The sequence below is a fragment of the Nocardia sp. SSK8 genome (assembly GCF_037034205.1).
In the GTDB taxonomy this organism is placed as follows: domain Bacteria; phylum Actinomycetota; class Actinomycetes; order Mycobacteriales; family Mycobacteriaceae; genus Nocardia.
Genome location: NZ_JBAGKD010000002.1, coordinates 106804 through 132741 on the forward strand (window position 1 = coordinate 106804; position 25938 = coordinate 132741).

The following is a 25938-nucleotide window of genomic DNA, read 5'->3' on the forward strand; positions in this document are numbered from 1 at the left end:
TCGGTTGTGACGAGAATTACGGGTAACATAGCGCATGAATCGGCGATTGCCTACAGGTCGCCGAGAGAAATCCCGGGCAGGTTGTCGTCGGTAAGAATCATGGGTAACTTAAACTCGGCGTCGCCGAGGGTCGGCGACGGTGCAGGAGGAACACAATGTCCGCAGTCATCGTCGATGTGGTTCGTACCCCCTCGGGCCGGGGCAAGCCCGGCGGCGGCCTGTCGTCCGTGCATCCGGCCACGCTGCTGGCCGGGGTGCTGAGCGAGCTGGTCGCGCGCACCGGGATCGACCCGGCGCTGGTCGACGACGTGATCGGCGGGTGTGTCACGCAGAGCGGCGAACAGGCCAACAACATCTCCCGCACCGCGGTGCTGGCCGCCGGGTTCCCCGAATCGGTGCCCGCCACCACCGTCGACCGTCAGTGCGGATCCAGCCAGCAGGCCGTGCATTTCGCCGCCCAGGGCGTGCTCGCAGGCGCCTACGACGTGGCGATCGCCTGCGGTGTGGAGTCGATGAGCCGCGCGCCCATGTTCTCCAACACCCAGGGCAAGGATTCGCTGCGCGCCCCGCTGGCCGCCCGCTACCCCGACGGCCTGATCGGGCAGGGCATCGCCGCGGAGATCCTGGCCGCGCGCTGGAAGCTCGACCGCGCCACCCTCGACGAGTTCGCCGCTCGCTCGCACCGCCTGGCGGCCGCCACCGCCGCGGCGGGCGGCTTCGACGCCGAGCTGGTGGCCGCCGGTGAGCTCACCGCCGACGAGACCGTCCGCACCGGGACCACGGTCGAGGGACTGGCCGGTCTGCGCCCGGCGTTCACCGATCCCGCCATGCTGGAACGCTTTCCGGAGATCGGCTGGTCGGTGACGGCGGGCAATTCCTCGCCGCTGACCGACGGCGCCTCGGCCGCGCTGATCATGAGCGAGGCGATGGCGTCCAAGCTGGGCCTCACCCCGCGTGCCCGCTTCCACTCCTTCGCCGTCACCGGTGACGACCCGACCCTGATGCTGACCGCGGTCATCCCCGCCACCCGCAAGGCCCTCGACCGTGTCTCGCTCACCGTCGACGACATCGACACCTTCGAGGTGAACGAGGCGTTCGCGCCGGTCCCGCTGGTGTGGCAGCACGAGCTGGGCGCCGATCCGGAGCGGGTGAACCCGCGCGGCGGCGCCATCGCCCTCGGACATCCGCTGGGCGCCTCGGGGATCCGCCTGCTGGCCACCATGGTCAACCACCTCGAGCAGACCGGCGGCCGCTACGGCCTGCAGACCATGTGCGAGGCCGGGGGACTCGCCAACGCCACCATCATCGAACGGCTGTGAGGCCGGGCCGGTGGAAGTCCGTGCGCCGCGCGGACTTCCACCGGCACACGGTCAGTCCGGCACCGGGAGGTGGAACGTTCCGGTGCGGTGGTAGTCGACCAGCCGTGCGGCGATACTGCCCCGGGACAAAGCGCCTGCCGCGGTGAGGAATCGCAGTGCGTCGCGCTCGTCCTCGGTACCGGTCGCGGTGGCTTCGACGATGGTGGCGATCGAGAGATGGTGCATCATCGTCGCCACGGCCAGCGACGGCGCGCGCGAGCCGAGGACCCGGTGGACGCGGGCCATCTGCTCGGCGGTCGCGCCCAGCCCGCCCAGGTCCCCCGGTACCGCCAGCGCGGGACCACCCGCGTCCTTGAACACCGCCAGGGCGGCGCCGCCGGGTCGCTCGAGTTCTTCGACGCCGGTCGCGCGCAGGTGCTCGGCGAGCGCGGGCAGGTAGTCGGTCAGCACGCGCCAGTCCTCGTCGAGGAGGGTCGGTGCGGTGGTGGTGGTCATCGACAGGTGACTCCTTGTCCGGTTTTCAATGGGTGATCTCGAATCTGGCCAGCAGGGGGCGCAGCCGGGCGGGCGCGGGTAGGGAAAGTGACGAGGGCCCCGGCGGTGTGCCGGGGCCCTGGTGGTCGTCGTCGGATCAGCGCGCCTGCGCGACGACCCGGAGACGGCGCGGCGCCGTCGTGAAGCCCGCTCGGGCGCCCAGCGCGACGGCGCGGAGAGCCGCGGCGTCGCCGGATCGCGGGGTGAGGCCGTAGAGTTCGGCGGCCCGCTGGTGTTGCATGGCGCGGACCGCGCCGGTGGGGAGGTGCCGGACGATCCAGGCGTCCGGGCGTAGTACCTGTGCGGTGAGTTCCGTTGCGGCCGGGGTCATCCGGAGCTGGGTGGCGCAGGCCTCGGTGAAGTAGGCGGTGAACTCCGGCCAGGTCGCGGGGAGTTCGCGATCGCTGATCCCGTAGCCGCGATACCAGTGGCAGCACTGGTGGTAGAGCTCGGCGCGGGCCTGCTCGGTCAGCGCCGGGCCGAAGAGCGCGGCCGCGGTCATGAGCGCGTCGACGTAGGTCGCGTGCTGGAACAGGAAGGTCGCCGGGTGTAGCGCGTGGTAGCGGTGGCCGCGGTCGTCGCGGCCCTTGATGTGCTCGTGGGCGAAGCGGATCGCGGCGGCGGTGTCGTGCGAGGCGCAGGCCAGGTAGATCATCTGCAGGACCGCGCGTTTCTTGTGCTCCCACAGCCGGGTCGGCGAATGCTCGACCAGGGCGGGGGCGATGGCGGGGTGCAGGACCTGCAGGCCGACCGCGCGCGGCAGGGTGAGCAGGAACCGGCGATCGCCGAGATGGCGGCGCAGCAGCTCGCCCGCGGCGGGCGGCGGGGAGACGGTCACGGTCGATCCTTGCCTTCCAGTCGGTGGTCGTCGTCGCGGCCGTCGATGAACAACCGGCCGTCCTCGTCGAAATGCCCGAGGTCGCCGCTGGACTGCATCCCGTCGACGACCTCCTTGCCGGAGCCGTCGGTGTAGCCGCTGAAACTCAGTCCGCTGCCGACGAAGACCGTGCCCACCACGTGCGGGGTGGTGATCCGGCGGCGCCGCTCGTCGTACACCGCCACCCGGCAGCCCACCGGCGGGCGCCCGACGGTACCGGGCGCCTCGCGCAGATCCCGCGGCGTCGCCACCGCCGCGACGGCGACCTCGGTCGAGGCGTAGAGGTTGTAGAGCACCTCGCCGAACAGCAGCGCGGTGCGCCTGCTCAGATCCGGGGACAGCGCCGACCCCGCCGAGAAGATCACCGACAGCGCGGCGGTGTCGTAGCCCGCCAGCACCTCCGGGCCCAGATCCACGATGCGCTGCAACATGGTCGGCACCAGGACCAGCGCGCTCGCGCGATGCCGCGCGACCGCCGCGAGGGTGCGCTCCGGGTCGAAGCGATCCGGCAGCACGACCACCGCGTTGCCCAGCGCCCAGCCCAGGATGAGCTGCGAGAGCCCGGTCCCGTGGAACAGCGGCGCGGCCAGCACGATGGTGCTCGCCTTCGGCAGCGGGATCCGGTCGAGGAACTGGGCCGACTGCAACGGCGAGACCTTACCGCGCGGCGCGCCTTTCGGAATACCGGTGGTCCCGCTGGTGAGCACCACGATGCCGCCCGGGTCCACCGGCGGCGGCAGCGGCAGTGCCGAGCGCCAGGCCGCGAGGCCGTGGATAGTGGGCAGGCCGCGCCGGTTGGTGTCCCCGGCGCGGGTGAGGACCACCGGCAGCTCGGCCGGGAACTCGCCGAAACGCTCGACGAACTCCGCGTCGAGCAGCAGCAGGCCCACCCGCTCCCTGGCCAGCACCGTGCGCAGCTGCGGCCCGGCCATGCCCGTATTGAGCAGCACGATCCGGGCGCCGAGCTTGCCCGCGGCCAGCAGCGACAGGACGAAGCCACGGTGGTCGCGGCACAGCGCGGCGATCACCGTCTCGGGCGTGATCCCGTGGGCGGCAAGGCCGTTGGCGAGGCGGTTGGAGGCCTGGTCGAGCTGTTCGAAACTGATCGGCCCGCGGTCGTCGATCAGCGCGGTGGCGGTGCTCGCGCCGCGGGTCGCGTGGGCCAGCGTGGTGACGACCGGGCCCAGGGTGGTGGCGTCGCGCGCGGTGCGGACCAGTTCGATGGGGTGCCTTAGTTCCAGGGCGCCGCGCCGGTGCAGGACCAGGGTGGCGGACAGGGCGTCGGCGACAGCGCGCACGACACCGATCGGCGCGGCGGAAGCGAGCGGCACGGATACCTCCGGGAAAGCCGGGATCATCGGGGGACGAGCTGTCGGAGTGTTGCCGACGCCTCGCCGCCGAGCATAGCGGTAGCGAGAATCATTGGTAACTTATTCCGATGTACTGCGAGGTCTGCGATGTGGTCGTAAGTGGCTGATGGCAACCATGAAAGGAATGTGCAGTAACTTATTTCAGGGCCGACCATTGTCCGGGTGAGGTACCGATGAGAGTATGGAGGAATGAATCTCTCATTCCCTCAGCGTCGAGGGTCGGGCGCGACCGGCGCGGAGCGGGCGGCCGAGCCGCAGGACATGGCCGCGGATCTGGCGCGCAGGCGCCGCTATCTCACCGGCTTCGGTGCCGCCCTGGGCGGTCCGGCCAATGTGATCATGCAGCTGAGCCTGCCGCCGGTGGGCCGGGGTGTGGTGGAGAGCGTGGTCGAGTCCGGCAGCTTCGCCGCCCATCCGGTCAAGCGCGGCCGCACCACGCTCACCTATCTAGCCGTGGCGATGGTCGGCACCGACGAGGACCGCGCCGACTACCGGGCCGCCGTCGGCACCGCGCACCGCCAGGTACGCTCCGGCCCGGACAGTCCGGTGCGCTACAACGCCTTCGATCCGCGCCTGCAGCTGTGGGTCGCGGCCTGCCTGTACCGCGGCACCCTCGACTCGCTGACCTGGCTCTACGGCGGCCTCGACGACACCTTCGCCGACGAGTTGTACCGCGACGCCGCCCGTTTCGGCACCACCCTGCAGATGCCCGCCGACCTGTGGCCCGCCGACCGCGCCGCCTTCGCGCGGTACTGGGACTCGATGCAGGGCAGTCTGTCCTTCGACCCCGAGGTGCGGGCCTACCTGCTCGAGCAGGTCGTCGGCCTCGGCCCGTATCGCCCGCACACCCGGTTCGTCTTCCGTCGCGCGAACCGGTTCTTCACCACCGGTTTCCTGCCGCCATGGTTCCGCGCCGAGCTGGGACTGTCCTGGAGCCCGCGCGAACAGCGCGTCTTCGAGGTCCTGCTGCGCACGGCGGGCCGCCTGCTGACGGTCCTGCCCGCGTCGCTGCGCATGCAGCCCTTCGACTACTACCTCGCCGATATGCGCAGGCGCCGCGCCGCGGGCCGCAGGCTCGTCTGACCGGGCGCCTATTGCTGTGAACTGACACCAACTTAACTCCGTCCGCTTCTTTCGAATCTCCCTGTCGATCGCGAGAATGAGCGGTAACATAATGGGGCGTCGGCGAGCGTTCGGCGTCGATCCGCGAGACGGAAGGATGCAGATGACCACGGCAACGAAGCCCGGCGACCCCGAGTACGGCGATCCGAACAGCGAAGGCTACGTCGAGGAGGGTCCTGCGCCACAGTGGCGATCCGCGCAGGACCCCACCGCGCCGCCCGCGGAGGCGGAGCTGACCCTCGACCGGGTCCGCATCCACATCCCCGACATCTACCGCTCGCCGCGCAAGAAGCCCGCGCAGCTGGCCGAGGCGCTGGACTTCTGGATGTTCGCCGGCGCGGCGGCGAATGTGGCCATGCAGTTCGCGCACCAGGGCGTGGCGGCCGGGGTGATGGAGAGTCAGGTCGAGTCCGGGGCGCTGATGGTGCATCCGTGGAAGCGGCTGCGCACCACGGCGGCCTACCTGGCGACGGCGGTGCTGGGCACCGACGAGGACAAGAAGGCCATGCGCGAGGCCGTGAATGTCGCGCACCGTCAGGTGCGGTCGCGGCCGGGGTCGAAGGTGAAGTACAACGCCTTCGACCGGCACCTGCAGATGTATGTGGCCGCGGCCATCTACATCGGCTTCGAGGACACCCACCAGCTGCTGCACGGCAAGATGACCGACGACGAGCTGGAGGCCTTCTACCAGGGCGCCGACACCTTCGGCACCACCCTGCAGGTCCACCCCGACATGTGGCCCAAGACCCGCGCCGACTTCGACGCCTACTGGCTCGAGGCGTGCAAGGGCGTGGTGTGCGACGACGAATTCCGCGCCTATATCGACGATCTCGTGCACCTGCGGATGATCCACTGGTCACTGCGGATCGCCTTCGGCAGCCTGCTCGAGTTCCTCACCGCGGGTTTCCTGCCACCGCACTTCCGTGCGCAGATGGGCATCGAGTGGAGCGCGTCGGACCAGCGCCGCTTCGAGCACCTGTTCCTGTTCGTCGGATTCGTGAACCGCTTCATCCCGAAGTTCATCCGGTTCGCGGGCACCCACACCATGATGCGCGATGTGCGCCGCCGCATCCGTAAGCAGAAGGCGCTCATCTGAGCCGATCCACCCGACGAGGGGGGTGGTACCGCAGTCGCGGTACCACCCCTTTGTCATAGGTTTCAGTAGCGGCTGGGACTACAGGGGTCGGCCGACCCGGCCCCGGTGGCCAGGTCGCAGATGCCGCCGGTGACCATCTGCACCGGGGTGATGGCCAGCAGTACCAGAATTCCGATGACGTCACCGCGCTGGGCCAGATCGACGGCCGACCGCGCCGCCGTGGAGCCGGAATCGACGGCCGAGGAACCGGTTCCGGCCTCGGCGACGAGAACCGGAGTGGTCTGGGCGGCGGCGCCGGGCGCGCTCGCGAGCAGGGTCGCGGCCGCGAGCGTCGCGGCGAGGGTGAGCGGAGTGCGCATGGTGGGCGATTCCTTTCAGCGGTGGGGTTGGGTCATGTCGCGGTTCATGGTCGGGATCTCGATGCTGATCGGCATGCGCAGCTCGGCCAGATAGATCAGCGCGGCCTTGCGGAGGAACTCGTCGAGCAGCCAGTACGGATCGCCCAGCGGCGGCACCGCGGCGAGCAGGCCCTCGCGCACGGCGATGAACGGGCCCCAGCTCAGCCGCAGCAGCGGATCCCAGACCGGTTCGCGCGGGATGGCGAGCCCGTCGGCGATGGTGTCACCGAGCAGGAAGCGGGTGAACGCGCCGAGCACCGGCTTGCTCAGCAGGGCGAAATCGATATTGGCGCCGAGGCCGAGCAGCCGGTCGGCGAGCTTGACGCCCTCCGGGGTCACCGCGATGACGGGATCGAGCACCTGCGCGGCCTGCGCGTCGGCGGCGGGCCAGGAGTTGGGGATGTACTCGTCGCGGACGCCGAGCAGGTGCGCGGCCACCTGCCAGGAGTGCAGGAACCCCGCCGACTCGTGCTCCGGGATCGGCACGTTCCACGCGGTCAGGTGCTTCATGACGGTGGTCGGCAGGCTGTGCCAGGTGACCATGATGTCGTTCTGGCTGATCGGGATGTCCTCCTGGGCGGAGTTCACCCAGTGCGGCGACTGCGGCAGCAGATGCCGCACCGCCGCGTGTACGAGCCGGGTCTTCACGCAGGTGACGATCATTTCCCCGTCGGCGGCATAGGCATTGGCATTGCCGATGTCGTAGCCGAGCTTGGCGGTCTTGGTGATGCGGTCCTTGAGGTCGTGGCCGCCCTTGGAGTAGTAGACCGCCTTGGCCTCCTTGGGGATGACGGTGCTCATCATGCCGCTGGCGAACCCGTAGAGCACGCCGAGATAGAGGCCGCGCTTCTTGTTGAACTGGATGGCGGCGTCGAGCTTGCCGGGGTCGGTCCACTGCGGCAGGCGGCGGGCGTACTCCATGAAATCGCGCAGGTCCGTGGGCAATCCGGCGGGCAGGGGCTGGCCGTTGGTGCGCCAGGTTCGCAGCAGTTCGTTGACGGCGGGGACCTCGCCGCGATCGATCAGGTCGGCGACCAGGGCGTCGGCCTCGGGGTCCCACACCGTCATCGGATCGGCACCCGCGCCGGATCCGGCCACCGATCCGTCCGGTGACCAGGACCAGGGCTCGGCTCGCGCGGGTCCGGTGGCGGCGAAAGCGCCCACCGCGCCCAGGATTCCGCCGATTCTCATCGCATTGCGCCTGTTGATCGCGTCCATGACGCCACTCCTCGTCGAGTACGGTGTCCGGCCGGACGGGACGGTGTTCCCGCCTCCAATCCGTCAACCTCAGAATGGTGAGTAACTTAACACCGGAAGTGGGCGGGGGGCGGGGGTTCGGGTATTCGCTCGCGAAGGTGCACGTCAAGACTGATCAATATCCACTGACAGGCTGCATTGGATCTACCCGGCTGGGCGGTGCCGGAGGTTCTTTTCGGCGAAAGGTGTTGATCGATAGGAAATGGGCGGTAACTTATGGTGCTGTCACCCGGCCCCTGGTGACACAGAAAAGCGCCGACGCAGGGGTTCCTGCGTCGGCGCTCCTGTGTGCGTGCTAGCCGGGGACGGCGGCTGTCCGCGCCGCCGGGGCGCTCGGTGTGGTGCGCGGCAGTGTCGTCGTGGCGAGAACCGCGAGACCGGCGACCACGAAGCAGGCCAGGGTGTACCAGAGATTGCCGATCGGGTCCCCGTTGGCGGTCTCGCCGTCGACAGCGCCGAAATACGCGGGCAGCGAAGCGATCCAGAGCACGGCGAACACGAGCAGATACACCGCGCTGAACCGCTGCACGAACGGGTCGACGTAGTCCACCGGCGCGGCACCCGCCCGCAGCGCCCGCCACTGCCGCACCAGCGCCACGACCGCGACCACCGACAGCGCCGCCAGCTCCAACGCGTAGACCACCCCGCGCACCGTGTCGCCCGCCAGCCCGATCACCGTCGCCGGGAGCGGCAGCAGGAAGGTGCCCACCGAGGCCAGCAGGCCGATAACCAATGTGCGCCAGGTCAATTCGACGCCACCGAAGTGCCGTCCGGCATCGACGTGGCGGCCCACGAAGTACTGCACGCAGAAGGCCAGCGACATCGGCCACAGTGCCGCGAACACCACCACCGAGCCCATCGGCACCGCGTCGAACATGGGCTGGTTGATCGGGTTGTCCACCGACCACTCCCACCAGCGCAGCTGCGGGCCGAGGTGATCGAAGATCTCGTAGAACGCGTGGTGCACGAACCCGACGCAGGCCGCGCCGACGAGCGTGCCGTAGCGGCGGAAGACACCCAGCATCCGGACCAGGCCGAACGCCATGGTCGCCATCAGCGGATAGATGGCCACGATGTAGAGGGGCAGGCGGCCCCACAGGAAGTCGACGGTGAACACGTTGTGCGCGAACATCGTGTCGACGTGGTCCTCGATGCCGAACGCGGCCGGGAAGTACAGCGGCGGCTCGATGACGAACAGATACGCCGTGGCACCGAACCACAGCACGAGATTGGTGGGGTCACCGTGGCGGTGCAGCCGCGTGATCGCGAACCACAGGGCCAGGACGGCCCCGACGACGATGGTGAGTTCCAGGACCGGCAGGGTCCAGTTCTCCAGGGCGAACGGGCTGCGGAACTCCGCGAGCCCGCCCGCCTCCTCGCAGGAGAAGCCGAGTTCGGTGGCGAGTTCGGCGAAGGTGGGGGAGCAGTGCTCGGCCATCGGGGCACTCCTAGGAATTCACGGAATCGGCGGTGTACCACCGGGTCACGTCGTAGCCCTCGTCATAGCGGCGGAACCACTCGTCGGCCAGCTCGGGCAGGTTCTCGTGCGCGGGATTGTGGTGCGGCAGCTGGCTGCGGATGATGCCGCCCAGGGCGACGAGCTGCTCTCCCAGGCCCAGGTCGTCGAACGCGCGTGGCATGGTGCCGTTGTCGGCGGGCCGCAGGCCGGGCAGCCAGCGGCGCAGCGTCTGGCCGCGGCGGTAGTTGGCGAACATCGACAGCGCGTCGACCTGCCGCTCGTCGAGGGGCACATGCTCGTTGAAGCCCTCGCAGGCCACCCGGATCACCTGCAGCACATGCCGGAAGATCGAGGGCGCCACCCGCATCCGGTACAGCTCGCTGTCGACCACGGAGTTGAAGATGATCAGCGCCGAACTGCGGTGCTCGACCTCCTCGACGAAATGCCAGATGAACAGCGAGGCCACCCGGTCGTCGCCGGGGGCGAACAGCGAGGCGTCGTTGTCGAGCATGAGCTTGAACACCGGGGTGAAGGTCGCCTCGAGATCGGCGGTGTAGGCCAGCCGGTACTTCACCGGGGTGCTCGCGGTGAGCTTGTCGAACTCGCCGATGACCGCGTCGAGGGTCTGTTGCAGGCCGGGGTAGCGGCGGATCAGCGCCTTCACGTGCTGGCGGTGCGCGGTCGAGTGCTGACCCTCCTGGCGCATGAACGCGTCGGCCTCCTCGGCCACCTCGGGGTCGGTGATCTGCGGCTTCGCCTGGGTGATCAGCTGCACGATCATCTTCTCGAAGCCGATGGCCAGGAACGAGACCGCGTTGGCCATCGAGGAGAAGGCCGGGTTCTGCGGGTTCCACAGGAACGGCACGTCGTAGTCGGAGAAGGCGAAGTCCATTTTGCGGACATGAAGATCGGTCACGGTGGTGTACCTCGTTGTCGGGCGCGCACGATGCTGCTCGGATGGTGAGGCAATCATACGAATGACCCATCGAGTGTATGATCCCTTTGCGGGAATTCGCCCTGACCTGGGGTTGTGCTAGCGTCCAGTCGGTGGCGCGTAGACGTGGATGGGGCGGGAGTCCGCCGGGGGACGACGAGGAGGCGACGCGCCGGATCATCGGTGCCGCAGTGGATCTCATCGGCCGGACCGGTGCGGAGATCAGCATCGCCGATGTGGCCGAATCACTCGGCGTGATCCGGCAGACCGTCTACCGGTATTTCCCGAGCGCCGACGCGCTGATGACGGCCGCGGCCATCGCCTCGGTCGACGGCTTCCTCGACCGCCTCGCCGCGCACGTGCGCGGGCTGCGCGACCCGGCCGAGGCGATGACCGAGGCGGTGGTCTACACCCTCACCGAGGTCCGCCGGACCCCGCACCTGGGCATCCTGCTGTCGAGTTCCTACTCGGCCAGCGCACACACCGACAGCCTGACCTCCGAGGAGGCCCAGGCCTTCGGCATGACGATGATCGACCGCTTCGATGTCGACTGGGCGGCCGCGGGCTACGACGAGCCCGCGCTGCGCGAACTGGTGGAATACGCGCTGCGCACCATGCAGTCGTTCTTCCTCTCGCCGGGCGATCCGCCACGCGGCGAGGACGAGCTGCGGCGCTACCTGCGCCGGTGGATGGGCACCGCGATCAGCGCCCAGGCCGGCGAACCACGCTGAGTTCGCCGGCGGTGGCGCGGATCAGCGCGCCTGCCATTCGGGCTTGCGCTTCTGCATGAACGCGAGGGTGCCCTCGCGCACGTCCTCGGTGCCCGCGACGGCGACGATCTCGCGGTTGCTCTGATCCCAGGACGCGTCGTCGGCGAGCGTGCCGTCGACGATGCCCAGGGCCACTCGCTTGCTGGCCTGCACGGCCAGCGGCGCGTTGGCCGCGATCCGGTTCGCCAGCTCGAGGGCGGCGTCGAGCACCTGGTCGGCGGGCACCACCCGGTTGATCATGCCCAGTTCCAGCGCGCGGGCCGCGGTGATCGGCTCGCCGGTCAGGATCATCTCCATGGCCACCTTGCGGGGCAGCTGCTCGGGCAGCCGGAACGCCCCGCCCGCGGCGGCGAACAGCCCGCGCGCCACCTCGGGCAGCCCGAAGGTGGCCGTCTCGGCGGCCACCGCGAGATCGCTGGCGAGCACGAGTTCGGTGCCGCCGCCGAGGGCGAAGCCGTTCACCGCGGCGATGGTCGGCTTGCTGATCGGGTGCCGCACGTACCCGGCCAGGTTCCACTCCTCGTGGCCCGGCGCCAGGATCGACTCGCCGCGCCCGATCGCCTTGAGATCGGCACCGGCGCAGAAGGACCGGTCACCCGCGCCGGTGATGATCACCGCGCGCACCGCCGGATCGGCCTCGGCCTGTTCGAGCGCGGCGCCCACCCCGGCGCTGACCTCCGCGTCAACGGAGTTCATGGCCTGCGGCCGGTTGATGACGATGACGAGCACATGCTCGCGCTGCTCGACCAGAACTGCGCTCACGAATCGACTCCTTTGTCCGAACGGGCGCCCACCGAGCGGACGGGCGTCTTCGACATCTACCACGCGCCCGCTCCCGGCAGGCCGTTCGTCCCGGTCAGCGGGCTCGCCCCACCGCGGCGCCGTAGGCTGCCGGGAAGTCGCGAAAAAAGATTCGGACGGGTGTCGATTCGTGCGGGTGCCCGTTCGACCTAGGGATGAACACCGGGCCCGGCCATCGGGTCCGCACCGATCCGAGGAGAACCGATCATGAAGTACATGCTGATCATGCGCGCGACCGACGAAGCCTGGGCCGCGATGGCGAATGTCGATTTCGACGAGATCCTGGAGACCATGGGCAAGTTCAACGACGAGCTCATCAACGCCGGGGTACTCGTCGCGGCCGAGGGGCTCGACGACGCGGCCGAGGGCGTGGTCGTCGACTACGCCTCGGAGACCCCGGTGGTCACCGACGGGCCCTACGGCGAGACCAAGGAGCTCTTCGGCGGGTTCTACATCCTCAACGTCGCTTCCAAGGAGGAGGCGATCGAGTGGGCCAAGCGGATGCCCTACGTGGGTCCGGGCACCAAGACCGAGATCCGCCGGGTGACCAGCATCGACGAGTTCCCGCAGGACAATGTCTGGATCCAGAAGGAACGGGCCTGGCGCGAGGCCACCGGCCAGCTCTGAGCCGCGATGACCGAGCACACCGGCCGCGAAGCCGTCGCCGCGGTCTGGCGGATCGAGTCCGCCCGGATCGTCGGCGCGCTCGCCCGCTACACCGGCGATTTCGCGATGGCCGAGGACCTCGCCCAGGAGGCCCTGGCCGAGGCGCTGGTCACCTGGCCGCGCGCGGGCGTGCCCCAGCACCCGGCGGGCTGGTTGCTCACCGTCGGTCGGCGCCGCGCGATCGACGCGTTCCGGCGCCGCGCCGCCCTCGACGAGCGCTACGCCACCCTCGCCGGTGATCTCGGCGAGGGTGGCGTGCTGACCGGGGGCGAGCCCGCCGACCCGGTGCGCGCGGCGGCCGAGGTGCTGTGGGATCCGGACCAGATCGACGACGATGTGCTCGCGCTGATCTTCGTCTCCTGTCATCCGGTGTTGTCGCGGGAGGCGCGGCTGGCCCTGACCCTGCGGGTCGTCGGCGGTCTGACTAGCGACGAGATCGCCCGCGCCTGCCTGGTACCCACCGCCACCGTGCAGGCCAGGATCACCCGCGCCAAGAAGACCCTCGCGGCGGCGCGGGTGCCGTTCGAGGTGCCGTCGGCCGCCGAGCGCGGGGCGCGGCTGGGCTCGGTGCTCGGGGTGATCTATCTGATCTTCACCGAGGGGTCATCGGCCAGCAGCGGCACCGACCTCATCCGGGTCGACCTGGCCGGGGAGGCGCAGCGGCTGGCCCGGGTGCTGTCGCGGCTGATGCCCACCGAACCGGAGGTCTACGGGCTGCTGGCCCTGCTGGAACTGACCGCGGCGCGCTTCCCCGCCCGGACCGGTCCCGACGGCGAACCGGTGTTGCTCGAGCAGCAGAACCGGCGGCGCTGGGACCGCTCGGCGATCCGGCGCGGCCGGGCGGCACTGGCCAGGGCCGGGCAGGTCGGGCGCGGGCTCGGCGCCTACGGATTGCAGGCCGCCATCGCCGAGTGCCACGCGGTGGCACCCTCGGTGGCCGCGACCGACTGGGACCGGGTGGTGCTGCTCTACGAGGCGCTGGGCAGGCTCGCGCCCTCGCCGGTGGTCGAACTCAACCGGGCGGTGGCGGTCTCGATGGCGGGCGGACCGGCCGCCGCGCTGCCGCTGGTCGACGACCTGGTCGCCGGGGGTGCCCTGGACGGGTCGCATCTGCTGCCGAGTGTGCGTGGGGAGCTGCTCACCCGGCTCGGGCGGGTCGCCGAGGCCAGGAAGGAGCTGGCCGCGGCCATCGCGCTGTGCGGCAACGAGCGCGAACGCTCGGTGCTGACCGGCAAACTCGACGCGCTGGGCTGATCAGCCGGGGCCGCGGCGCACCAGCGCGAGCGCGTCGGCGCGGGAACAGAGCTTGGGCAGCGCGGTGAGCCACCAGGTGGCGCCCGCGCGCTCGTAGGCCGCGCGCTGGTCGTCGGTGGCCGCCGCCACCGCCACCTCGAACCCGGTGAGGTCACCGCGGTGCTCGGCCACGATCTCGAGCATCTCGACGAGCTCGCCGGGGGTAGCCTCCGGGCACAGGCCGTCGTAGCGGGCCGCCCGGCGCAGCGGGGCGTGGCGCACCGACTGCGCGCCGACCCAGATCGGGATCCGGGGCCGCTGCACCGGCCGGGGCAGGAACTGCACGCCGTCGATCCGGTAGGCCGGGCCGTCGTGGTCCACCACCTCCCCGGACCACAGTGCGGTGAGCACGGTGAGCGCCTCGTCGAGGCGGTGCGCGCGCTCGCCGGGCGCGATGATCTCGCCCAGCCGGGCGAACTCGCCGGTCTCGTCCGAGCCGAGGCCGACCCCGAGCACCAACCGGCCCTCGCCGAGCAGATCCAGCGCCACCGTCTCGCGGGCGACGTCCTGGGGCCTGCGCCGCGCCAGCGGGGTCACCCGGGGACCGAACACCAGCCGGGTAGTCGCCGCGGCGATCGCCGCCATCCCGATCCAGGCGTCGCCGACCGGCAGGCCAGGGTCGTTCGGGCGGGCCACGTGATCCCAGACGAAGGCGCCGTCGAAGCCCGCCGCCTCGGCCTCGGCGGCGACCTCGGCCAGCACTCGCGGGTCGGCGAGTTCGCCGAACGGTGGCAGATAAACCCCGTATCGCAGCACCATTTCTGCAGTGTAGAGCTATTGTGTGGCGATCTTCGCACGCTCGTCACGTTTGCCAGGGACCCCGGCGGGTAGCCCGAATAGGCGACGACGAGAGGTTTGTGCATGTCACAGCAATCGAAATCGGTGCTGCACCGCGCAATCGGTGCATCGGCGATCGGAAATGCGGTCGAATGGTTCGACTACGGTGTCTACGCCTATCTGGCCACCTATATCGCGACCTCCCTGTTTCCCGGTGACGGCGAGTCGGGCATGGTCTACGCCCTGCTCGGTTTCGCGCTCTCGTTCCTGATCAGGCCGATCGGCGGGATGATCTGGGGTCCGCTGGGTGATCGCATCGGGCGCAAACGGGTGCTCGCGACCACCATCATCCTGATGGCCGGTTCCACGCTGGCCGTCGGCCTGATCCCGAGTTACGACCTGATCGGCATCGCCGCGCCGATTCTGCTGTACGCGCTGCGGATGGTCCAGGGCCTGTCCGCCGGTGGCGAATACGGTGGCGCGGCGACATTCATGGCCGAATACGCGCCGGACCGCAAACGCGGTTTCTACGGCAGTTTCCTCGAGGTCGGCACGCTCGCCGGATTCACCCTCGGCAACCTGGTGGCACTGCTGCTGGTGAACGTCCTCGACGACGCCACCATGCATTCGTGGGGCTGGCGCATCCCGTTCCTGATCGCCGCCCCGCTGGGTCTGATCGGCATGTACCTGCGCAGCCGGGTGGAGGACACCCCGGTCTTCCGCGAGGTCGACGCCAAGGACGAGACCGAGGAGGCCGTCGGCGTCTATCGCGACCTGCTCACCCGCTACCTGCGCCCGGTGCTGACCCTGTTCGGCCTGGTGATCGCGCTGAACGTGGTCAACTACTCGCTGCTGAGCTACACCCCCACCTACCTCGGGTCCGCGCTCGGGATGGAGGAGTCCGACGCGCTGCTGGTGCCGCTGATCGGCCAGGCCGCCATGCTGTGCACGCTGCCGTTCCTGGGAGCGCTCTCGGACCGGATCGGGCGCAGGCCGATGTGGATGTTCTCCTGCGCGGCCATGATGATCGCGGTGATCCCGGTCTACAAGCTCATCGGCACCTCGCTGGCCGGGGCGATCGCCGGTTTCGCGATCCTGGGCCTGCTCTACGCGCCGCAGCTGGCGACCATCTCGGCGACCTTCCCGGCGATGTTCCCGACCATCGTGCGTTTCGCGGGCGTGGCCATCGGCTACAACGTGGCGACCTCGATGTTCGGTGGCACCGCGCCGGTGATCAACGAGGCGCTGATCAGCGCGACCGGCGACCACCTGATCCCGGCCTACTACATGTTCGGCGCGTGCCTGGTCGGCCTGATCGCGGCGTTCTTCCTGATCGAGACCAAGGGCGTGTCGCTGCGCGGCACCCAGGTGCCCGGCACACCGGAGGCGATCGAGGAACAGCGCGAACTGGGCGAGCTGCCGGAACCGGATCTCGTGCCGGTGAAGTGAGGTCTCAGCGCTGGGCGGCGGCGCGGAAGACCGCCAGCGCCTCCTCACCCAGGTGCGGCCCGCTGACCTCCACCGGCACGGTGGCACTGGCCACCAGCTCGGCACAGGTGAGCGTGAAGGCGGGCCCACCGGGCAGGATCTGCCCGAACTCGGCGGCGGCCGCCCCGAAGACGATCCGCCCGACCCGCGCCCACACCATCGCCGCCGCGCACATCGGGCACGGTTCCCCGCTGGCATAGACGGTGGCACCCCGCAACGCCTCGGCCTTGCCCGCCGCCGTCGCCACGGTGATCGCCACCAGCTCGGCGTGTGTGGTCACATCCCCGGTGGTGTTGACCGCGTTGACCCCCTCGGCCAGCACGGCCCCGTCCCGGCCCACGGCCACCGCCCCGAACGGCCGGTCGCCGAGCGCGAGGGCCTGCCCGGCGAGCTCGACGGCCCGCCGCAGATGAGTGCTGTCGATCTCGGTGAGTGCGGTCATCGGCTGAGGTCCACTTCCGTTCCGACGCCGTCGACACGAAACCGTGTCGTCGGACTTGGTGAGTTGTGGTCGGCCCTGAGTCTACGGCCACCTCCGCCGTGCACTCCCTCGTCCGGACCATCCGTGGGTGCTCAGCCGGGATAGGGCGCGTGGAGGTTGCCGGTGAAGAGTTCGAGGTAGAAGGCGTTCATCTTCGCGGCGGCGGGGGCGTGGCGGGTCAGGATCGCGGCGACCACCGGTGGCATGTCGTCGGGGATATGTCCTTCGGCGCACCTGAGTACGTACGCGTTGCGGGCATCGGGGCTGGTCACCATCGGGACGCCGCAGACCTCGAGCACCAGCCAGTTGACCAGGCGCATGGCGGCGTAGTCGGCGTCGTGGGTGGTGTGGCGGGCGACAAAGTCGCGTTCGGTGGGCGAGAGCTCGAAACGCGGGGAGGTCACGAGGCCGAAGTCGGTGAGGCAGATCCGGGTCCCGTCGGTGCGCAGATTGCCGAAGTGCCAGTCCATGTGGAGCAGCTCCCGGTCGCTGAGGAAGGCCGTGATCTCCGCGAACTGCCGCTCGACGGTGGCCGCCTTGCCGACCGGGTCCGTGCCGAGCCAGTCCGGCAGCGCGTGCGGGATGTACTCGCAGAACAGGACGAGGCTGCTCGGTGCCGCGGCGAGTGCTTCGAAGCGGGCGCGCACCGCCGGGCTGCCGTCCTGGGCGGCGACCGCGGCCTCGAGATCGGCGTGTTCGGCGGCGACCGGTGACCGGCCGGGCAGCACCCGCCAGTGGTGGAGCAGGGGGAACGCCTCCGACTCCCCGGCCAGCACACCCGCGGTGACGCTGAGGTTCGCGGCCAGCTCGCGCCAGGCGTTGAAGCCGGGACCGCCGACGCCGTACTGGCAGAACATCGGCAGGTCGAACAGGTTCGCGGTGGAGCGCGGATGGGCGAGTTCCCGATCGGTGAGCGGGATGCGCTTGGCGAACACCGGCACGCCGTCGATCTCCAGGATCGCTGTCCCGCCGCCGACGCCCACGGTGTTGGGCCTGCCCGTGGCCACGAGCTCGGCGAGCTCGATGTCGGTGTGGGAAGCCAGGAATGCCGAGAGCCGCCGATGGCGATCGTGTCGAACCGCTGTCATCGCACGATTCTGCCAGCGGGCCCGGTAGGTCCGCCTGAGCGAACCCTCAGGCCATCTCCGGGCGTCCGCGCGCGGCCGCGTGGAGGGCGCGGCGGGCGGCGTGGACGCCGGGGTGGGTGGCGGTGCCGGTGCGGTAGGCGAGGTGGGTGCGGCGGCGGGTCGGCAGGGGAGTGAGGGCGAGATCGATCGGCGCGGAGGGCAGTGCCATACCGGGAACGATGGCGGTGCCCGCGCCCGCGGCCACGAGGGCCAGCACGGTGCCGAAATCGTCGGCGTGGTGCCGGATGTGGGGGGTGAACCCGGCGGCCTGGCAGACCCGCAAGGTCATGGTGTGGCACAGCGTACCCGCGGTGCCCGCGATCCACGGTGCCGCGCGCTGGGTGGGCAGCGCGTCGGCGGCCGGGACGGGGTGACGGGTGGCCAGGTAGACCGTGTCGGTGTGCAGCGGTTCGGTCTGCAAGGCCGGGCCGGGGTCGGCGGGGACCAGGTCGTAGTCGTGGGTCAGGGCGATGTCGAGGGTGCCCGCGCGCAACGCGTCGGGAGCGTCGGCGGGATCGATCTCGGTGACGGTGAGTTCAAGGTGCGGATGCTCGGTGCTCAGCGTGACCAGCGCCGGGGAGAGCAGCCCGCGGGCCGCGGTGGGGAAGGCGCCGATGCGCAGCGTGCCGACGAGATCGGCACGGGCACCGGCCAATTCGGCATCGGCGCGCTCGAGCGCGGCCAGTATGGTCTCGGTATGCCCGACCAGCAGGTGGGCCGCGGGGGTGAGGACCACCCGGCGGCCCGAGCGCTCCAGCAGGGGCACGCCCGCCTCGCGTTCCAGCGCGGTGAGCTGTTGGGAGACCGCCGACGGGGTGTAGCGCAGCGCCTCGGCGACCGCGGCGATGGTGCCACGGTGGGCGAGTTCGCGCAGCAGGCGCAGCTTACGGACATCGAGCATCAGTCCAGCTTAGGTGTTGCCTCAAGTATGTGAACTAGACCTGATGTATTGGGGACGCGAGCATAGGTGTCATGACCTCGCTGCACGGACTGTTCGTCCCACTCATCACCCCGTTCACCGCCGACGGCGCCCTCGCCACCGACGCGCTGACCCGGCTCGCGCACCGCGTGCTCGACGCGGGCGCCACCGGCCTGGTGGCGCTCGGCACCACCGCCGAGCCGGGCGCCCTCACCCCGGGCGAGCGTGCCCGGGTCCTCGACATCTGCACCACGGTGAGCGCCGAACGCGGGACGCCGCTGATCGTCTGCGTGAGCGGCACCGCGACCGCCGCGGCGGTCGCGGCCATCGACGCGCTGCCCGTCGAGCCCGCCGCCGTGCTGTCGGTGGTGCCCTACTACGTGCGGCCCAGCGAGGAAGGCGTCATCGCCCACTTCGCCGAGCTCGCCGCGCACAGCCCGGTCCCGGTGCTCGTCTACGACGTCCCCTATCGCACGGCCCGCCCGCTCACCGGCGACACCCTGGTCCGCCTGGCCGCGATCCCGAATATCGCCGGTTTCAAGCACAGCGTCGGCGGCGTCGACGCGGCCAGTGTCGAACTGCTGGTCCGGGCCGGTGCGGACACCACCGTGCTGTGCGGCGACGACCGCTTCGCCTCCGCCCTGCTCGGCCTCGGCGCCCACGGCGGCATTCTGGCCGCGGCCAATGTCGCCCCCGCCGCCTACGCCGACCTCGTCGCCGCCTGGCACGCCGGTGATCTCGCCCGGGCCCGCGCGCTGGGACACCGGCTCGATGCCCTCGGCGGTGCTCTGTTCGCCGAACCCAACCCGACGGTCATCAAGGCCGTACTCGCCGCCCAGGGCCACATCCCCAGCGCGGCGGTCCGGCTGCCCCTGCTGCCCGCCACCGAGCAGTCGACGACAGCCGCGCTCGCCGCCGCGGCCCTCGCGCGGGACGACACGACGACCCGATCCGCCCTGGTCGACGCGCTCTCCGATCACGAACAATAACTTTCACTGGTCAACGGCGACGAAAGGTGCCAGGCTCAAGCGGTGACGAAACCTCCGGATATCGGCGCCGCCGATCCCACTTCCGACAAACTGGACGCCGCCGTACTGAAAGTGGCGGGCGTGGTCGTCCTCGGTGCCGTGATGTCGATCCTCGACATCACCGTGGTCACCGTGGCGATCCCCACCTTCATGACCGACTTCCAGGCCTCCGTCGAGGTCGTCGCCTGGACCATGACCGGCTACACCCTGGCCCTGGCCTCGGTGATCCCGATGACCGGCTGGGCCGCCGACCGCTTCGGCACCAAACGCCTGTACATGGCGGCGCTGACCTTCTTCATCCTCGGCTCGGTGCTGTGTTCGATGGCGTGGAGTATCGAATCGCTGGTGGCCTTCCGCGTCATCCAGGGCATCGGCGGCGGCATGCTCATGCCGCTGGGCATGACGATCATGACCCACGCGGCCGGTCCGCAGCGGATCGGCCGGGTGATGGCCGTGCTCGGTGTGCCGATGCTGCTCGGCCCGATCTGCGGCCCGATCCTGGGCGGCTGGCTGATCGACTCGTTCAGCTGGCACTGGATCTTCCTGATCAACCTGCCGCTGGGCCTGCTCGCGCTGGTGCTGGCGTTCGTGGTGTTCCCCGCCGACAAACCCAAGCCCTCGGAATCGTTCGACTTCGTCGGCATGCTGCTGGCCTCGCCCGGCCTGGCGCTGTTCCTGTTCGGTGTCTCCTCGATCCCGGAGAAGGGCACCGTGCTCGCGGGCCGGGTGCTGATCCCGGCGATCATCGGCGCGATCCTGCTGGTGGCGTTCGTGTTCCACGCGCTGCGCACCGAACATCCGCTCATCGATCTGCGGCTGTTCCGCAACCCGTCCCTGCGGTTCTCGGTGCTGACCATGTCGCTGTTCGCGACCGCGTTCTTCGGCGCGGGCTTCCTGCTGCCCAACTACCTGCAGCAGGTGCGCGGGGAGACCGCCTTCGACGCGGGTCTGCTGATGGCGCCGCAGGGCATCGGCGCCATGCTCACCATGCCGGTCGCGGGCTTCCTGGTCGACAAGATCGGCCCCGGCAAGATCGTCATGTTCGGCATCACCCTCATCACCATCGGCCTGGGCGGGTTCACCCAGCTCGGCGCGGACACCTCGTACCTGGTGATCGGCGGGGCGCTGTTCGTGATGGGCCTCGGCATGGGCTGCACCATGATGCCGGTGATGACCGCGGCCATCCAGACCCTGACGCACGCGCAGGTGGCCCGCGGCTCGACGCTGATGAACATCATCAACCAGACCGCCGCCTCGATCGGCACCGCGACCATGTCGGTGGTGCTGGCCGCCCAGCTCAACAATCACCCCGAGGCCGGGATCGGCATCGCGGCCACGGTGAAACCCGAACTCGCCGCGCAGTTCCCGGCGGCGGTGATCGAACAGGGCAGGCAGCTGGCAGCCGAGGCGTTCAGCAACACCTACTGGGTCACCGTGATCCTCGCGGCGCTCACCCTGATCCCCGCGTTCTTCCTGCCCCGCAGCAAACCCAAGACCCCAGTCGACGCCGAAGCCTCGATCATGGTCTGACACTCACGAAAGCCCGGGCCGGACAGCGCAGTCCGGCCCGGGCTTCGTCGTAGCAGGGGTCAGCCGTAGAGCTTGACGAACGCTTCCAGCGAGCGCTCGATATCACCGCGCAGCGCCTTGGCCACCGCCGAGCCGATCGGGCCGAACAGCGGCGCGCCACCCAGGTCGATGTCGACGCTCACCTTGGAGCCGGTGCCGTGCGCTGCCACGACCATCCCGAGACCGAACTTGGTGCCGCCGATCCCGGTGCCGGTCAGCTGCAGGCGACGCGGGGGTTCGGCGGTGCGCACGGTCCAGGTGACCTTGTTGCGGAAGCCTTTCACGCGCGCGATCCCGACGAGCACGGTGCCGGGGGTCAGCTCCGCGGGGAGCTCGCCGCGCCAGGCCTCGTGAATGGTCAGCCAGTCACCGAGGTGGGGCAGATCGGCGGCATGATTCCAGGCCTCGTCCGGCGGGACGGGGACATCGACGGAGAGCTTGAGTTTCGCCACGCCCGGATAGTATCCGGTACCCGTGGTTCCGCCTCGGGCGGCTCGAGGCATAGCAAACCAGAATAGATCAGCTGCCCAATACCATGGGTGGCTTTCGCGGGGAAATCTGATGGCGGACAGCACGATCCGGCCTCGGGAACGTTCACGGTGCTGCTAGGGTGTGCGGGTCGCTGGAACCGGAGCGTGTGTATCGGGTAACCCGAAACGCCGTACGGCTCGTGCGAATGCCTCCCGGGTCGGCCGGTGAGGGCCCACCGACCAGGGCGCCGGAGTGGTCGACGACGACGAAAGATCTGATGAACTCAGGAATCGCGGTGCTGTTACTGATCATCGGGGCTCCGCTGTTACTGCTCGCGATGGGTGTCGCCGTGCTGGCGATGCGCAACGAGCGTCAGCAACGGCTGCGCACCGATGCCGCCGTCCGGGATCGCCTCGCGATGGAAGAGGTAGTGCTCCGGTTGGCGCAGACCACCCTCCCTGCCATCACCGAGGCCGTGCGCAGGCACGAGATCCCGCAGGTCGGCGTGGAGATGCCCGCCGAGCTGGCGCAGACCCCGCCCGGCCAGGCCCTGCAGTGGATCGCGACCGGCCACGCCGAGGACCTGCGTGCCGTCGCCGAGGACACCAGGGCGATGGTCGAGCGCTACAGCGAACAGCGCCGCACCGCCGAGGTGCAGGCCGCCCACGAGCAGGCGGGCAACGAACTCTCGGCCGCCTCGCGCGCGGCGACCAGTGCCGCGGTGCGCTCGTTCGGCACCTCGGTGGTCAGCCTCGGCACCGACCTCGGCCAGGTGGTGAGCGCCGCGCTGCGCGAGCACCGCGACGACGCGATCTACGAGACGCTGACCCGCATCGACCACACCGTGCAGCAGATGATCCGCCAGGCGCAGTCCTATGTGATCGTCTCCGGTGGTCTGCCCGGGCGCCGCTGGCCGCAGCAGTCGCTCACCGACGTCGTCGGTGGCGCGACCGGCCGGGTCCGGGAATTCCTGCGGGTGCGCTCGGGCCAGTCCGACCGGGTGGTGATCAGCCGCGCGGTGGAACCGCTGGTGCACACCCTGGCCACCCTGCTCGACAACGCGCTGCGGTACTCACCGCCCTCGTCGTTCGTCGAGGTCGGGTTCCAGGAGGGCCATCACGGCGTCACCGTGATCATCGACGACGCGGGCATGCGGATGAGTCCCGAGCAGCTCGAGGACGCCCGCCTGGTGCTCAGCGGCGAACGGCCCGTCGACATCCACGACCTGGGCCCCGCGCCCAAGGTCGGCTTCCCCGGCATCGCCGCGCTGGCGCGCCGCTACGGCTTCTCCGTGCACGTCGACGGACCCAATATCTTCGGCGGCATGCGGGCCATGGTGTATGTGCCCGCCGCGCTGCTGGTCTCGGGCGCGGCCCCGCGCCTGCCCGAACCGGAACTCACCGCGACCGCGCACGTTCCGGTGCCCGTCCCCGACCTCGTCGAGCCCGAACGCGGTGCCGAGGTCCACGAGATCACCAGCGGCGGCCTGCCCAAGCGCCGTCGCAGGCCGGTTGCCCCGGATTCGGCGGGGGCAGCCACCGAAACGGGGCAGGCTCGCCCCGAACTCGCCGCTGCCTGGCACAGCGGTTCCCGCAGCGGTCGCGCCGCTGCGGCCGAGCGAACCACGGAAGGAACAGCCGATGAGCACACCGGTGGCCGATAGCACGAACCGATTGGCGTGGCTGCTCGGGGATCTGGAGATCCCCGGCGTCCGCTTCGCGGTGCTGCTGTCCGAGGACGGACTGCGCATCGCCCACTCCCGTGGTGTGGCCAAGGACGACGCCGAGCGCTTCGCCGCGGCCGCCTCGGGCCTGCGTTCACTCGGCAAGGCGCTCGGCGAGTTCTGCGGTGGCGCGCAGAACGCGGTGCGCCAGAACATGACCGAGTACGACGAGGGCATGATCATGATCACCGCCGCCGGGTCGGGCGCGCTACTAGGGGTGGCGACCACCCTCGATGTCGATGTCGCGCTGGTCGCCCACCGGATGAACGAGCTGTCCTCGCGGGTCGGCCACGAGATCGGCAGCGCGCCCCGCCACGGTGGCAGGTAATGACCCGCGGCAGGCGTGACCCCGACCTGGTCCGGTCGTATGTCCGGGCCGGGGGTCGGGTCAAGGCCGCCCGCGAACTGGATCTGGTCACCCTGATCCGCGCGGTCGCCGATCCGCGGCCGGACCACCGGCCCGATCAGCGGCGCGTGCTGGGCCTGCTCAGCCGCCGCGGCGCGCTCTCGGTCGCCGAATTGTCGGCCTATCTCGATCTGCCCGCCTCGGTGGTGAAGATCCTCGTGTCCGATCTGCTCGACAGCGGACATCTGCAGTGCCCCACTCCGGCTGAGGTGAAGCCGGAACTAGCGTTGATCAAGGAGGTGCTGCATGGGCTCCGTGCCCTCGCGGGCTGAGGTCGATTACGTCGCGGATACCGTGACGCGGTCGGTGAAGATCCTGGTAGCAGGCAACTTCGGCGTCGGGAAGACCACCTTCGTCGGCACCGTGTCGGAGATCCGGCCGCTGCGCACCGAGGAGACGATCACCGAGGCCAGTATCGGCGTCGACGACATGGCCGGGCTGGGGACCAAGGTCCAGACCACCGTGGCCCTGGACTTCGGCAGGCTCACCCTGAATCCGCAACTGGCGCTGTACCTGTTCGGCACGCCGGGCCAGGAACGCTTCGCCCCGCTGTGGGAGGAGCTGGCCCGCGGCGCGCTGGGCGCGCTGGTGCTGGTCGACACCCGCCGTATCGAGAAGGCCGACGACGTGCTGTCCGCGCTCGAGCAGCGCGGCGTGCCCTACGCGGTGGCGGTCAACGAGTTCGAGGGCTTCCGCCGCTATCCGCTCGAGGAAGTGCGCGAGGCGCTGGACCTGGCACCGGAGACCCCGGTGGTCGCCGTGGACGCGCGCCGCCGCGATCACGGCCTGCGCGCGCTGATCACCCTGGCGGAGTTCCTGTTCCGCAGGCAGGAAGCGGCCGCGTCGTGATGCCCGAACTCGTCGTCGGCGAGCGCGTGCCGATGTACGCGCCGGAATTCGCCGCCGATCCGCAGGCCGCCTACCGGGAGATGCGGCGCCGGTTCGGTTCGGTGGTGCCGGTCGAGCTGTCGCCGGGGATCCGGGCGACGCTGGTCATCGGCTATCACACCGCGGTCCGCATCCTCAACGATCCCGAGCACTTCCCGGCCGATCCGCGCGCCTGGCAGCGCGATATCCCGCAGGACTGCCCGGTGCTGCCCATGCTGCAGTTCCGCCCCGCGGCGCTGCGCACCACCGGCGCCGAGCACGCGCGCTACCGGCAGGCCAATGTGGCCGGTATCGCCGGGGTCGACCTGTACGCGATGCACACCACCATCGAGCAGTTCGCCATCCCGCTGATCAACAGCTTCTGCGCGTCCGGCTCGGCGGATCTGCTGAGCCAGTACGCGTTTCCGCTGGTCTTCCAGGCGCTGAACTCGATGCTGGGCTGCACCCCGGAGATCGGGCAGCGGGTCGCCACCGGCATGGCCCAGATCTTCGAGGGCGACGACGCGGAGGCGGGCAACAACCTGCTGGCCAGCGCGCTGTCGGACCTGGTCGTGCTGCGTCAGCGCGAACCCGGCGACGATGTCGCCACCCGCCTGCTGCACCATCCCGCCGCGCTCACCGACGAGGAACTGGTGCACCAGCTGCTGGTGCTCTACGGCGCGGGCATCGAACCGATGCTGAACCTGGTGGTCAACACGCTGCGGCTGATGCTCACCGACGACCGCTTCGCCGGTGACGTCCTCGGCGGCAGCCTGTCCACCCGCGACGCCCTCGACGAGGTCCTCTTCACCGACCCGCCGCTGGCCAATTTCTGCATGACCTACCCGCGTCAGCCGATCCTGATCGACGAGGTGTGGCTGCCCGCCAACGAACCGGTCGTGATCTCGATGTCGGCGTGCAACAACGATCCGGCCATCGCGGGCCGCGATGTGGTCGACAACCGCGCCCACCTGGCCTGGAGCGCGGGCCCCCACGGCTGCCCCGCCAAGTCGGTGGCGTATCTGATCGTCCAGGACGCGATCGACCAGCTCCTCGACGCGCTCCCCGAACTGAGCCTGGCCGTCCCCGCCGAGGACCTGGTCTGGCGACCCGGCCCCTTCCACCGCTCACTGGCCGCCCTCCCGGTGCGGTTCCCGAAGACACCACCGCTACCGATGCCCTGACC

The 25938-nt window shown here is 70.1% G+C and carries 27 protein-coding genes; 14 read left to right on the forward strand and 13 right to left on the reverse strand.

Translation table 11 applies throughout. The features are described 5' to 3' along the window. Positions 1 to 155: 155 nt before the first annotated feature. Positions 156 to 1319, forward strand: a complete 1164-nt coding sequence (locus WA675_RS04060) for a thiolase family protein (protein ID WP_336082046.1) — start codon at positions 156 to 158, stop codon at positions 1317 to 1319. Positions 1320 to 1370: 51 nt separating this feature from the next. Here WA675_RS04060 and WA675_RS04065 read toward each other — a convergent pair whose 3' ends face one another. From WA675_RS04065 to WA675_RS04075, 3 genes are all read right to left on the reverse strand, one after another. After that, a complete protein-coding gene (locus tag WA675_RS04065) occupies positions 1371 to 1814 on the reverse strand; it encodes a hypothetical protein (RefSeq protein ID WP_336082047.1) in 444 nt (147 codons plus the stop codon). A 136-nt stretch (positions 1815 to 1950) separates the two neighbouring features. Further along, positions 1951 to 2691 (reverse strand): oxygenase MpaB family protein, encoded by a 741-nt coding sequence (locus tag WA675_RS04070; protein ID WP_336082049.1) that lies wholly within the window; start codon positions 2689 to 2691, stop codon positions 1951 to 1953. Next, positions 2688 to 4061 (reverse strand): AMP-binding protein, encoded by a 1374-nt coding sequence (locus WA675_RS04075; RefSeq protein ID WP_336082051.1) that lies wholly within the window; start codon positions 4059 to 4061, stop codon positions 2688 to 2690. Before WA675_RS04075 ends, WA675_RS04070 begins: the two co-directional genes overlap by 4 nt. Before the next feature lie 228 nt (positions 4062 to 4289). On the opposite strand from WA675_RS04075, the gene WA675_RS04080 reads away from it, so the two are divergent. Beyond that, positions 4290 to 5183: an oxygenase MpaB family protein gene (locus WA675_RS04080; protein ID WP_336082053.1), complete on the forward strand. Its 894-nt coding sequence runs from the start codon at positions 4290 to 4292 to the stop codon at positions 5181 to 5183. 142 nt (positions 5184 to 5325) lie between these two features. Next, positions 5326 to 6318 carry an oxygenase MpaB family protein gene (locus WA675_RS04085; protein WP_336082054.1) on the forward strand — a complete coding sequence of 331 codons (993 nt, stop codon included), beginning with the start codon at positions 5326 to 5328 and terminating at the stop codon, positions 6316 to 6318. Between the two features lie 62 nt (positions 6319 to 6380). Here the strand turns inward: WA675_RS04085 and WA675_RS04090 are convergent, their stop codons facing one another. From WA675_RS04090 to WA675_RS04105, 4 genes are all read right to left on the reverse strand, one after another. Next, positions 6381 to 6677 carry a hypothetical protein gene (locus WA675_RS04090; RefSeq protein WP_336082056.1) on the reverse strand — a complete coding sequence of 99 codons (297 nt, stop codon included), beginning with the start codon at positions 6675 to 6677 and terminating at the stop codon, positions 6381 to 6383. Between the two features lie 15 nt (positions 6678 to 6692). Next, on the reverse strand, positions 6693 to 7934 hold the full coding sequence (locus WA675_RS04095) for an oxygenase MpaB family protein (protein ID WP_336082057.1): 1242 nt from the start codon (positions 7932 to 7934) through the stop codon (positions 6693 to 6695). 334 nt (positions 7935 to 8268) lie between these two features. Next, entirely contained in the window at positions 8269 to 9411 is a 1143-nt protein-coding gene (locus WA675_RS04100) for a hypothetical protein (protein ID WP_336082058.1), read from the reverse strand. A 10-nt stretch (positions 9412 to 9421) separates the two neighbouring features. Further along, positions 9422 to 10348: a metal-dependent hydrolase gene (locus tag WA675_RS04105; RefSeq protein ID WP_336082060.1), complete on the reverse strand. Its 927-nt coding sequence runs from the start codon at positions 10346 to 10348 to the stop codon at positions 9422 to 9424. Positions 10349 to 10479: 131 nt separating this feature from the next. Between WA675_RS04105 and WA675_RS04110 the strand changes: the two genes are divergently transcribed. Beyond that, positions 10480 to 11097 carry a TetR/AcrR family transcriptional regulator gene (locus WA675_RS04110; protein WP_336082062.1) on the forward strand — a complete coding sequence of 206 codons (618 nt, stop codon included), beginning with the start codon at positions 10480 to 10482 and terminating at the stop codon, positions 11095 to 11097. Between the two features lie 21 nt (positions 11098 to 11118). On the opposite strand, the gene WA675_RS04115 is transcribed toward WA675_RS04110, so the two are convergent. Next, positions 11119 to 11898 carry a crotonase/enoyl-CoA hydratase family protein gene (locus tag WA675_RS04115; RefSeq protein ID WP_336082064.1) on the reverse strand — a complete coding sequence of 260 codons (780 nt, stop codon included), beginning with the start codon at positions 11896 to 11898 and terminating at the stop codon, positions 11119 to 11121. A 246-nt stretch (positions 11899 to 12144) separates the two neighbouring features. Between WA675_RS04115 and WA675_RS04120 the strand changes: the two genes are divergently transcribed. Both WA675_RS04120 and WA675_RS04125 read left to right on the forward strand, forming a co-directional pair. Further along, positions 12145 to 12564 (forward strand): YciI family protein, encoded by a 420-nt coding sequence (locus WA675_RS04120; protein WP_336082065.1) that lies wholly within the window; start codon positions 12145 to 12147, stop codon positions 12562 to 12564. 6 nt (positions 12565 to 12570) lie between these two features. Next, positions 12571 to 13857, forward strand: coding sequence for an RNA polymerase sigma factor (locus WA675_RS04125; RefSeq protein ID WP_336082067.1), 1287 nt, complete (start codon positions 12571 to 12573; stop codon positions 13855 to 13857). Here WA675_RS04125 and WA675_RS04130 read toward each other — a convergent pair whose 3' ends face one another. After that, positions 13858 to 14655 (reverse strand): LLM class flavin-dependent oxidoreductase, encoded by a 798-nt coding sequence (locus WA675_RS04130; RefSeq protein WP_336082069.1) that lies wholly within the window; start codon positions 14653 to 14655, stop codon positions 13858 to 13860. Positions 14656 to 14757: 102 nt separating this feature from the next. Here WA675_RS04130 and WA675_RS04135 point away from each other — a divergent pair, with 102 nt between their 5' ends. Beyond that, positions 14758 to 16122, forward strand: a complete 1365-nt coding sequence (locus WA675_RS04135) for an MFS transporter (RefSeq protein WP_336082071.1) — start codon at positions 14758 to 14760, stop codon at positions 16120 to 16122. Between the two features lie 4 nt (positions 16123 to 16126). On the opposite strand, the gene WA675_RS04140 is transcribed toward WA675_RS04135, so the two are convergent. The 3 genes from WA675_RS04140 to WA675_RS04150 all read right to left on the reverse strand — a co-directional run bounded on the left by WA675_RS04140 (position 16127) and on the right by WA675_RS04150 (position 18670). Then, complete coding sequence (locus tag WA675_RS04140; RefSeq protein ID WP_336082072.1) at positions 16127 to 16603, reverse strand: nucleoside deaminase; 477 nt, start codon at positions 16601 to 16603, stop codon at positions 16127 to 16129. Between the two features lie 131 nt (positions 16604 to 16734). Next, positions 16735 to 17730, reverse strand: coding sequence for a serine/threonine protein phosphatase (locus WA675_RS04145; protein ID WP_336082073.1), 996 nt, complete (start codon positions 17728 to 17730; stop codon positions 16735 to 16737). 46 nt (positions 17731 to 17776) lie between these two features. Beyond that, positions 17777 to 18670, reverse strand: coding sequence for a LysR family transcriptional regulator (locus WA675_RS04150; RefSeq protein ID WP_336082075.1), 894 nt, complete (start codon positions 18668 to 18670; stop codon positions 17777 to 17779). Positions 18671 to 18741: 71 nt separating this feature from the next. Here WA675_RS04150 and dapA point away from each other — a divergent pair, with 71 nt between their 5' ends. Both dapA and WA675_RS04160 read left to right on the forward strand, forming a co-directional pair. After that, a complete protein-coding gene (dapA, locus tag WA675_RS04155) occupies positions 18742 to 19677 on the forward strand; it encodes a 4-hydroxy-tetrahydrodipicolinate synthase (RefSeq protein WP_336082076.1) in 936 nt (311 codons plus the stop codon). Between the two features lie 42 nt (positions 19678 to 19719). After that, on the forward strand, positions 19720 to 21246 hold the full coding sequence (locus WA675_RS04160) for a DHA2 family efflux MFS transporter permease subunit (protein WP_336082077.1): 1527 nt from the start codon (positions 19720 to 19722) through the stop codon (positions 21244 to 21246). Positions 21247 to 21305: 59 nt separating this feature from the next. On the opposite strand, the gene WA675_RS04165 is transcribed toward WA675_RS04160, so the two are convergent. Further along, positions 21306 to 21737 carry a type II toxin-antitoxin system Rv0910 family toxin gene (locus WA675_RS04165; protein WP_336082078.1) on the reverse strand — a complete coding sequence of 144 codons (432 nt, stop codon included), beginning with the start codon at positions 21735 to 21737 and terminating at the stop codon, positions 21306 to 21308. Between the two features lie 296 nt (positions 21738 to 22033). Between WA675_RS04165 and WA675_RS04170 the strand changes: the two genes are divergently transcribed. The 5 genes from WA675_RS04170 to WA675_RS04190 are packed head-to-tail and all read left to right on the forward strand — an operon-like array spanning position 22034 to position 25936. Further along, positions 22034 to 23419, forward strand: a complete 1386-nt coding sequence (locus tag WA675_RS04170) for a sensor histidine kinase (RefSeq protein WP_336082079.1) — start codon at positions 22034 to 22036, stop codon at positions 23417 to 23419. After that, positions 23397 to 23807 (forward strand): roadblock/LC7 domain-containing protein, encoded by a 411-nt coding sequence (locus tag WA675_RS04175; RefSeq protein ID WP_336082080.1) that lies wholly within the window; start codon positions 23397 to 23399, stop codon positions 23805 to 23807. The genes WA675_RS04170 and WA675_RS04175 overlap by 23 nt, the downstream gene beginning before the upstream one ends. Next, positions 23807 to 24157: a DUF742 domain-containing protein gene (locus WA675_RS04180; RefSeq protein ID WP_336082082.1), complete on the forward strand. Its 351-nt coding sequence runs from the start codon at positions 23807 to 23809 to the stop codon at positions 24155 to 24157. The genes WA675_RS04175 and WA675_RS04180 overlap by 1 nt, the downstream gene beginning before the upstream one ends. After that, positions 24132 to 24734, forward strand: a complete 603-nt coding sequence (locus WA675_RS04185) for a GTP-binding protein (protein ID WP_336082084.1) — start codon at positions 24132 to 24134, stop codon at positions 24732 to 24734. The genes WA675_RS04180 and WA675_RS04185 overlap by 26 nt, the downstream gene beginning before the upstream one ends. Beyond that, the gene (locus tag WA675_RS04190) at positions 24734 to 25936 is read left to right on the forward strand and encodes a cytochrome P450 (RefSeq protein WP_336082085.1); all 1203 of its coding nucleotides are present in this window, start codon (positions 24734 to 24736) and stop codon (positions 25934 to 25936) included. Before WA675_RS04185 ends, WA675_RS04190 begins: the two co-directional genes overlap by 1 nt. Positions 25937 to 25938 lie beyond the last annotated feature (2 nt).

What these genes read in the sequence shown, in the direction of transcription:
- WA675_RS04145 (WP_336082073.1), bottom strand. Translation starts at nt 17,730, where the DNA reads ATGACAGCGGTTCGACACGATCGCCATCGGCGGCTCTCGGCATTCCTG.
- WA675_RS04090 (WP_336082056.1), bottom strand. Translation starts at nt 6,677, where the DNA reads ATGCGCACTCCGCTCACCCTCGCCGCGACGCTCGCGGCCGCGACCCTG.
- WA675_RS04065 (WP_336082047.1), bottom strand. Translation starts at nt 1,814, where the DNA reads ATGACCACCACCACCGCACCGACCCTCCTCGACGAGGACTGGCGCGTG.
- WA675_RS04085 (WP_336082054.1), top strand. Translation starts at nt 5,326, where the DNA reads ATGACCACGGCAACGAAGCCCGGCGACCCCGAGTACGGCGATCCGAAC.
- WA675_RS04175 (WP_336082080.1), top strand. Translation starts at nt 23,397, where the DNA reads ATGAGCACACCGGTGGCCGATAGCACGAACCGATTGGCGTGGCTGCTC.
- WA675_RS04170 (WP_336082079.1), top strand. Translation starts at nt 22,034, where the DNA reads ATGAACTCAGGAATCGCGGTGCTGTTACTGATCATCGGGGCTCCGCTG.
- WA675_RS04060 (WP_336082046.1), top strand. Translation starts at nt 156, where the DNA reads ATGTCCGCAGTCATCGTCGATGTGGTTCGTACCCCCTCGGGCCGGGGC.
- WA675_RS04135 (WP_336082071.1), top strand. Translation starts at nt 14,758, where the DNA reads ATGTCACAGCAATCGAAATCGGTGCTGCACCGCGCAATCGGTGCATCG.
- WA675_RS04185 (WP_336082084.1), top strand. Translation starts at nt 24,132, where the DNA reads ATGGGCTCCGTGCCCTCGCGGGCTGAGGTCGATTACGTCGCGGATACC.
- WA675_RS04190 (WP_336082085.1), top strand. Translation starts at nt 24,734, where the DNA reads ATGCCCGAACTCGTCGTCGGCGAGCGCGTGCCGATGTACGCGCCGGAA.
- WA675_RS04180 (WP_336082082.1), top strand. Translation starts at nt 23,807, where the DNA reads ATGACCCGCGGCAGGCGTGACCCCGACCTGGTCCGGTCGTATGTCCGG.
- WA675_RS04120 (WP_336082065.1), top strand. Translation starts at nt 12,145, where the DNA reads ATGAAGTACATGCTGATCATGCGCGCGACCGACGAAGCCTGGGCCGCG.
- WA675_RS04080 (WP_336082053.1), top strand. Translation starts at nt 4,290, where the DNA reads ATGAATCTCTCATTCCCTCAGCGTCGAGGGTCGGGCGCGACCGGCGCG.
- WA675_RS04095 (WP_336082057.1), bottom strand. Translation starts at nt 7,934, where the DNA reads ATGGACGCGATCAACAGGCGCAATGCGATGAGAATCGGCGGAATCCTG.
- WA675_RS04140 (WP_336082072.1), bottom strand. Translation starts at nt 16,603, where the DNA reads ATGACCGCACTCACCGAGATCGACAGCACTCATCTGCGGCGGGCCGTC.
- dapA (WP_336082076.1), top strand. Translation starts at nt 18,742, where the DNA reads ATGACCTCGCTGCACGGACTGTTCGTCCCACTCATCACCCCGTTCACC.
- WA675_RS04100 (WP_336082058.1), bottom strand. Translation starts at nt 9,411, where the DNA reads ATGGCCGAGCACTGCTCCCCCACCTTCGCCGAACTCGCCACCGAACTC.
- WA675_RS04150 (WP_336082075.1), bottom strand. Translation starts at nt 18,670, where the DNA reads ATGCTCGATGTCCGTAAGCTGCGCCTGCTGCGCGAACTCGCCCACCGT.
- WA675_RS04125 (WP_336082067.1), top strand. Translation starts at nt 12,571, where the DNA reads ATGACCGAGCACACCGGCCGCGAAGCCGTCGCCGCGGTCTGGCGGATC.
- WA675_RS04130 (WP_336082069.1), bottom strand. Translation starts at nt 14,655, where the DNA reads ATGGTGCTGCGATACGGGGTTTATCTGCCACCGTTCGGCGAACTCGCC.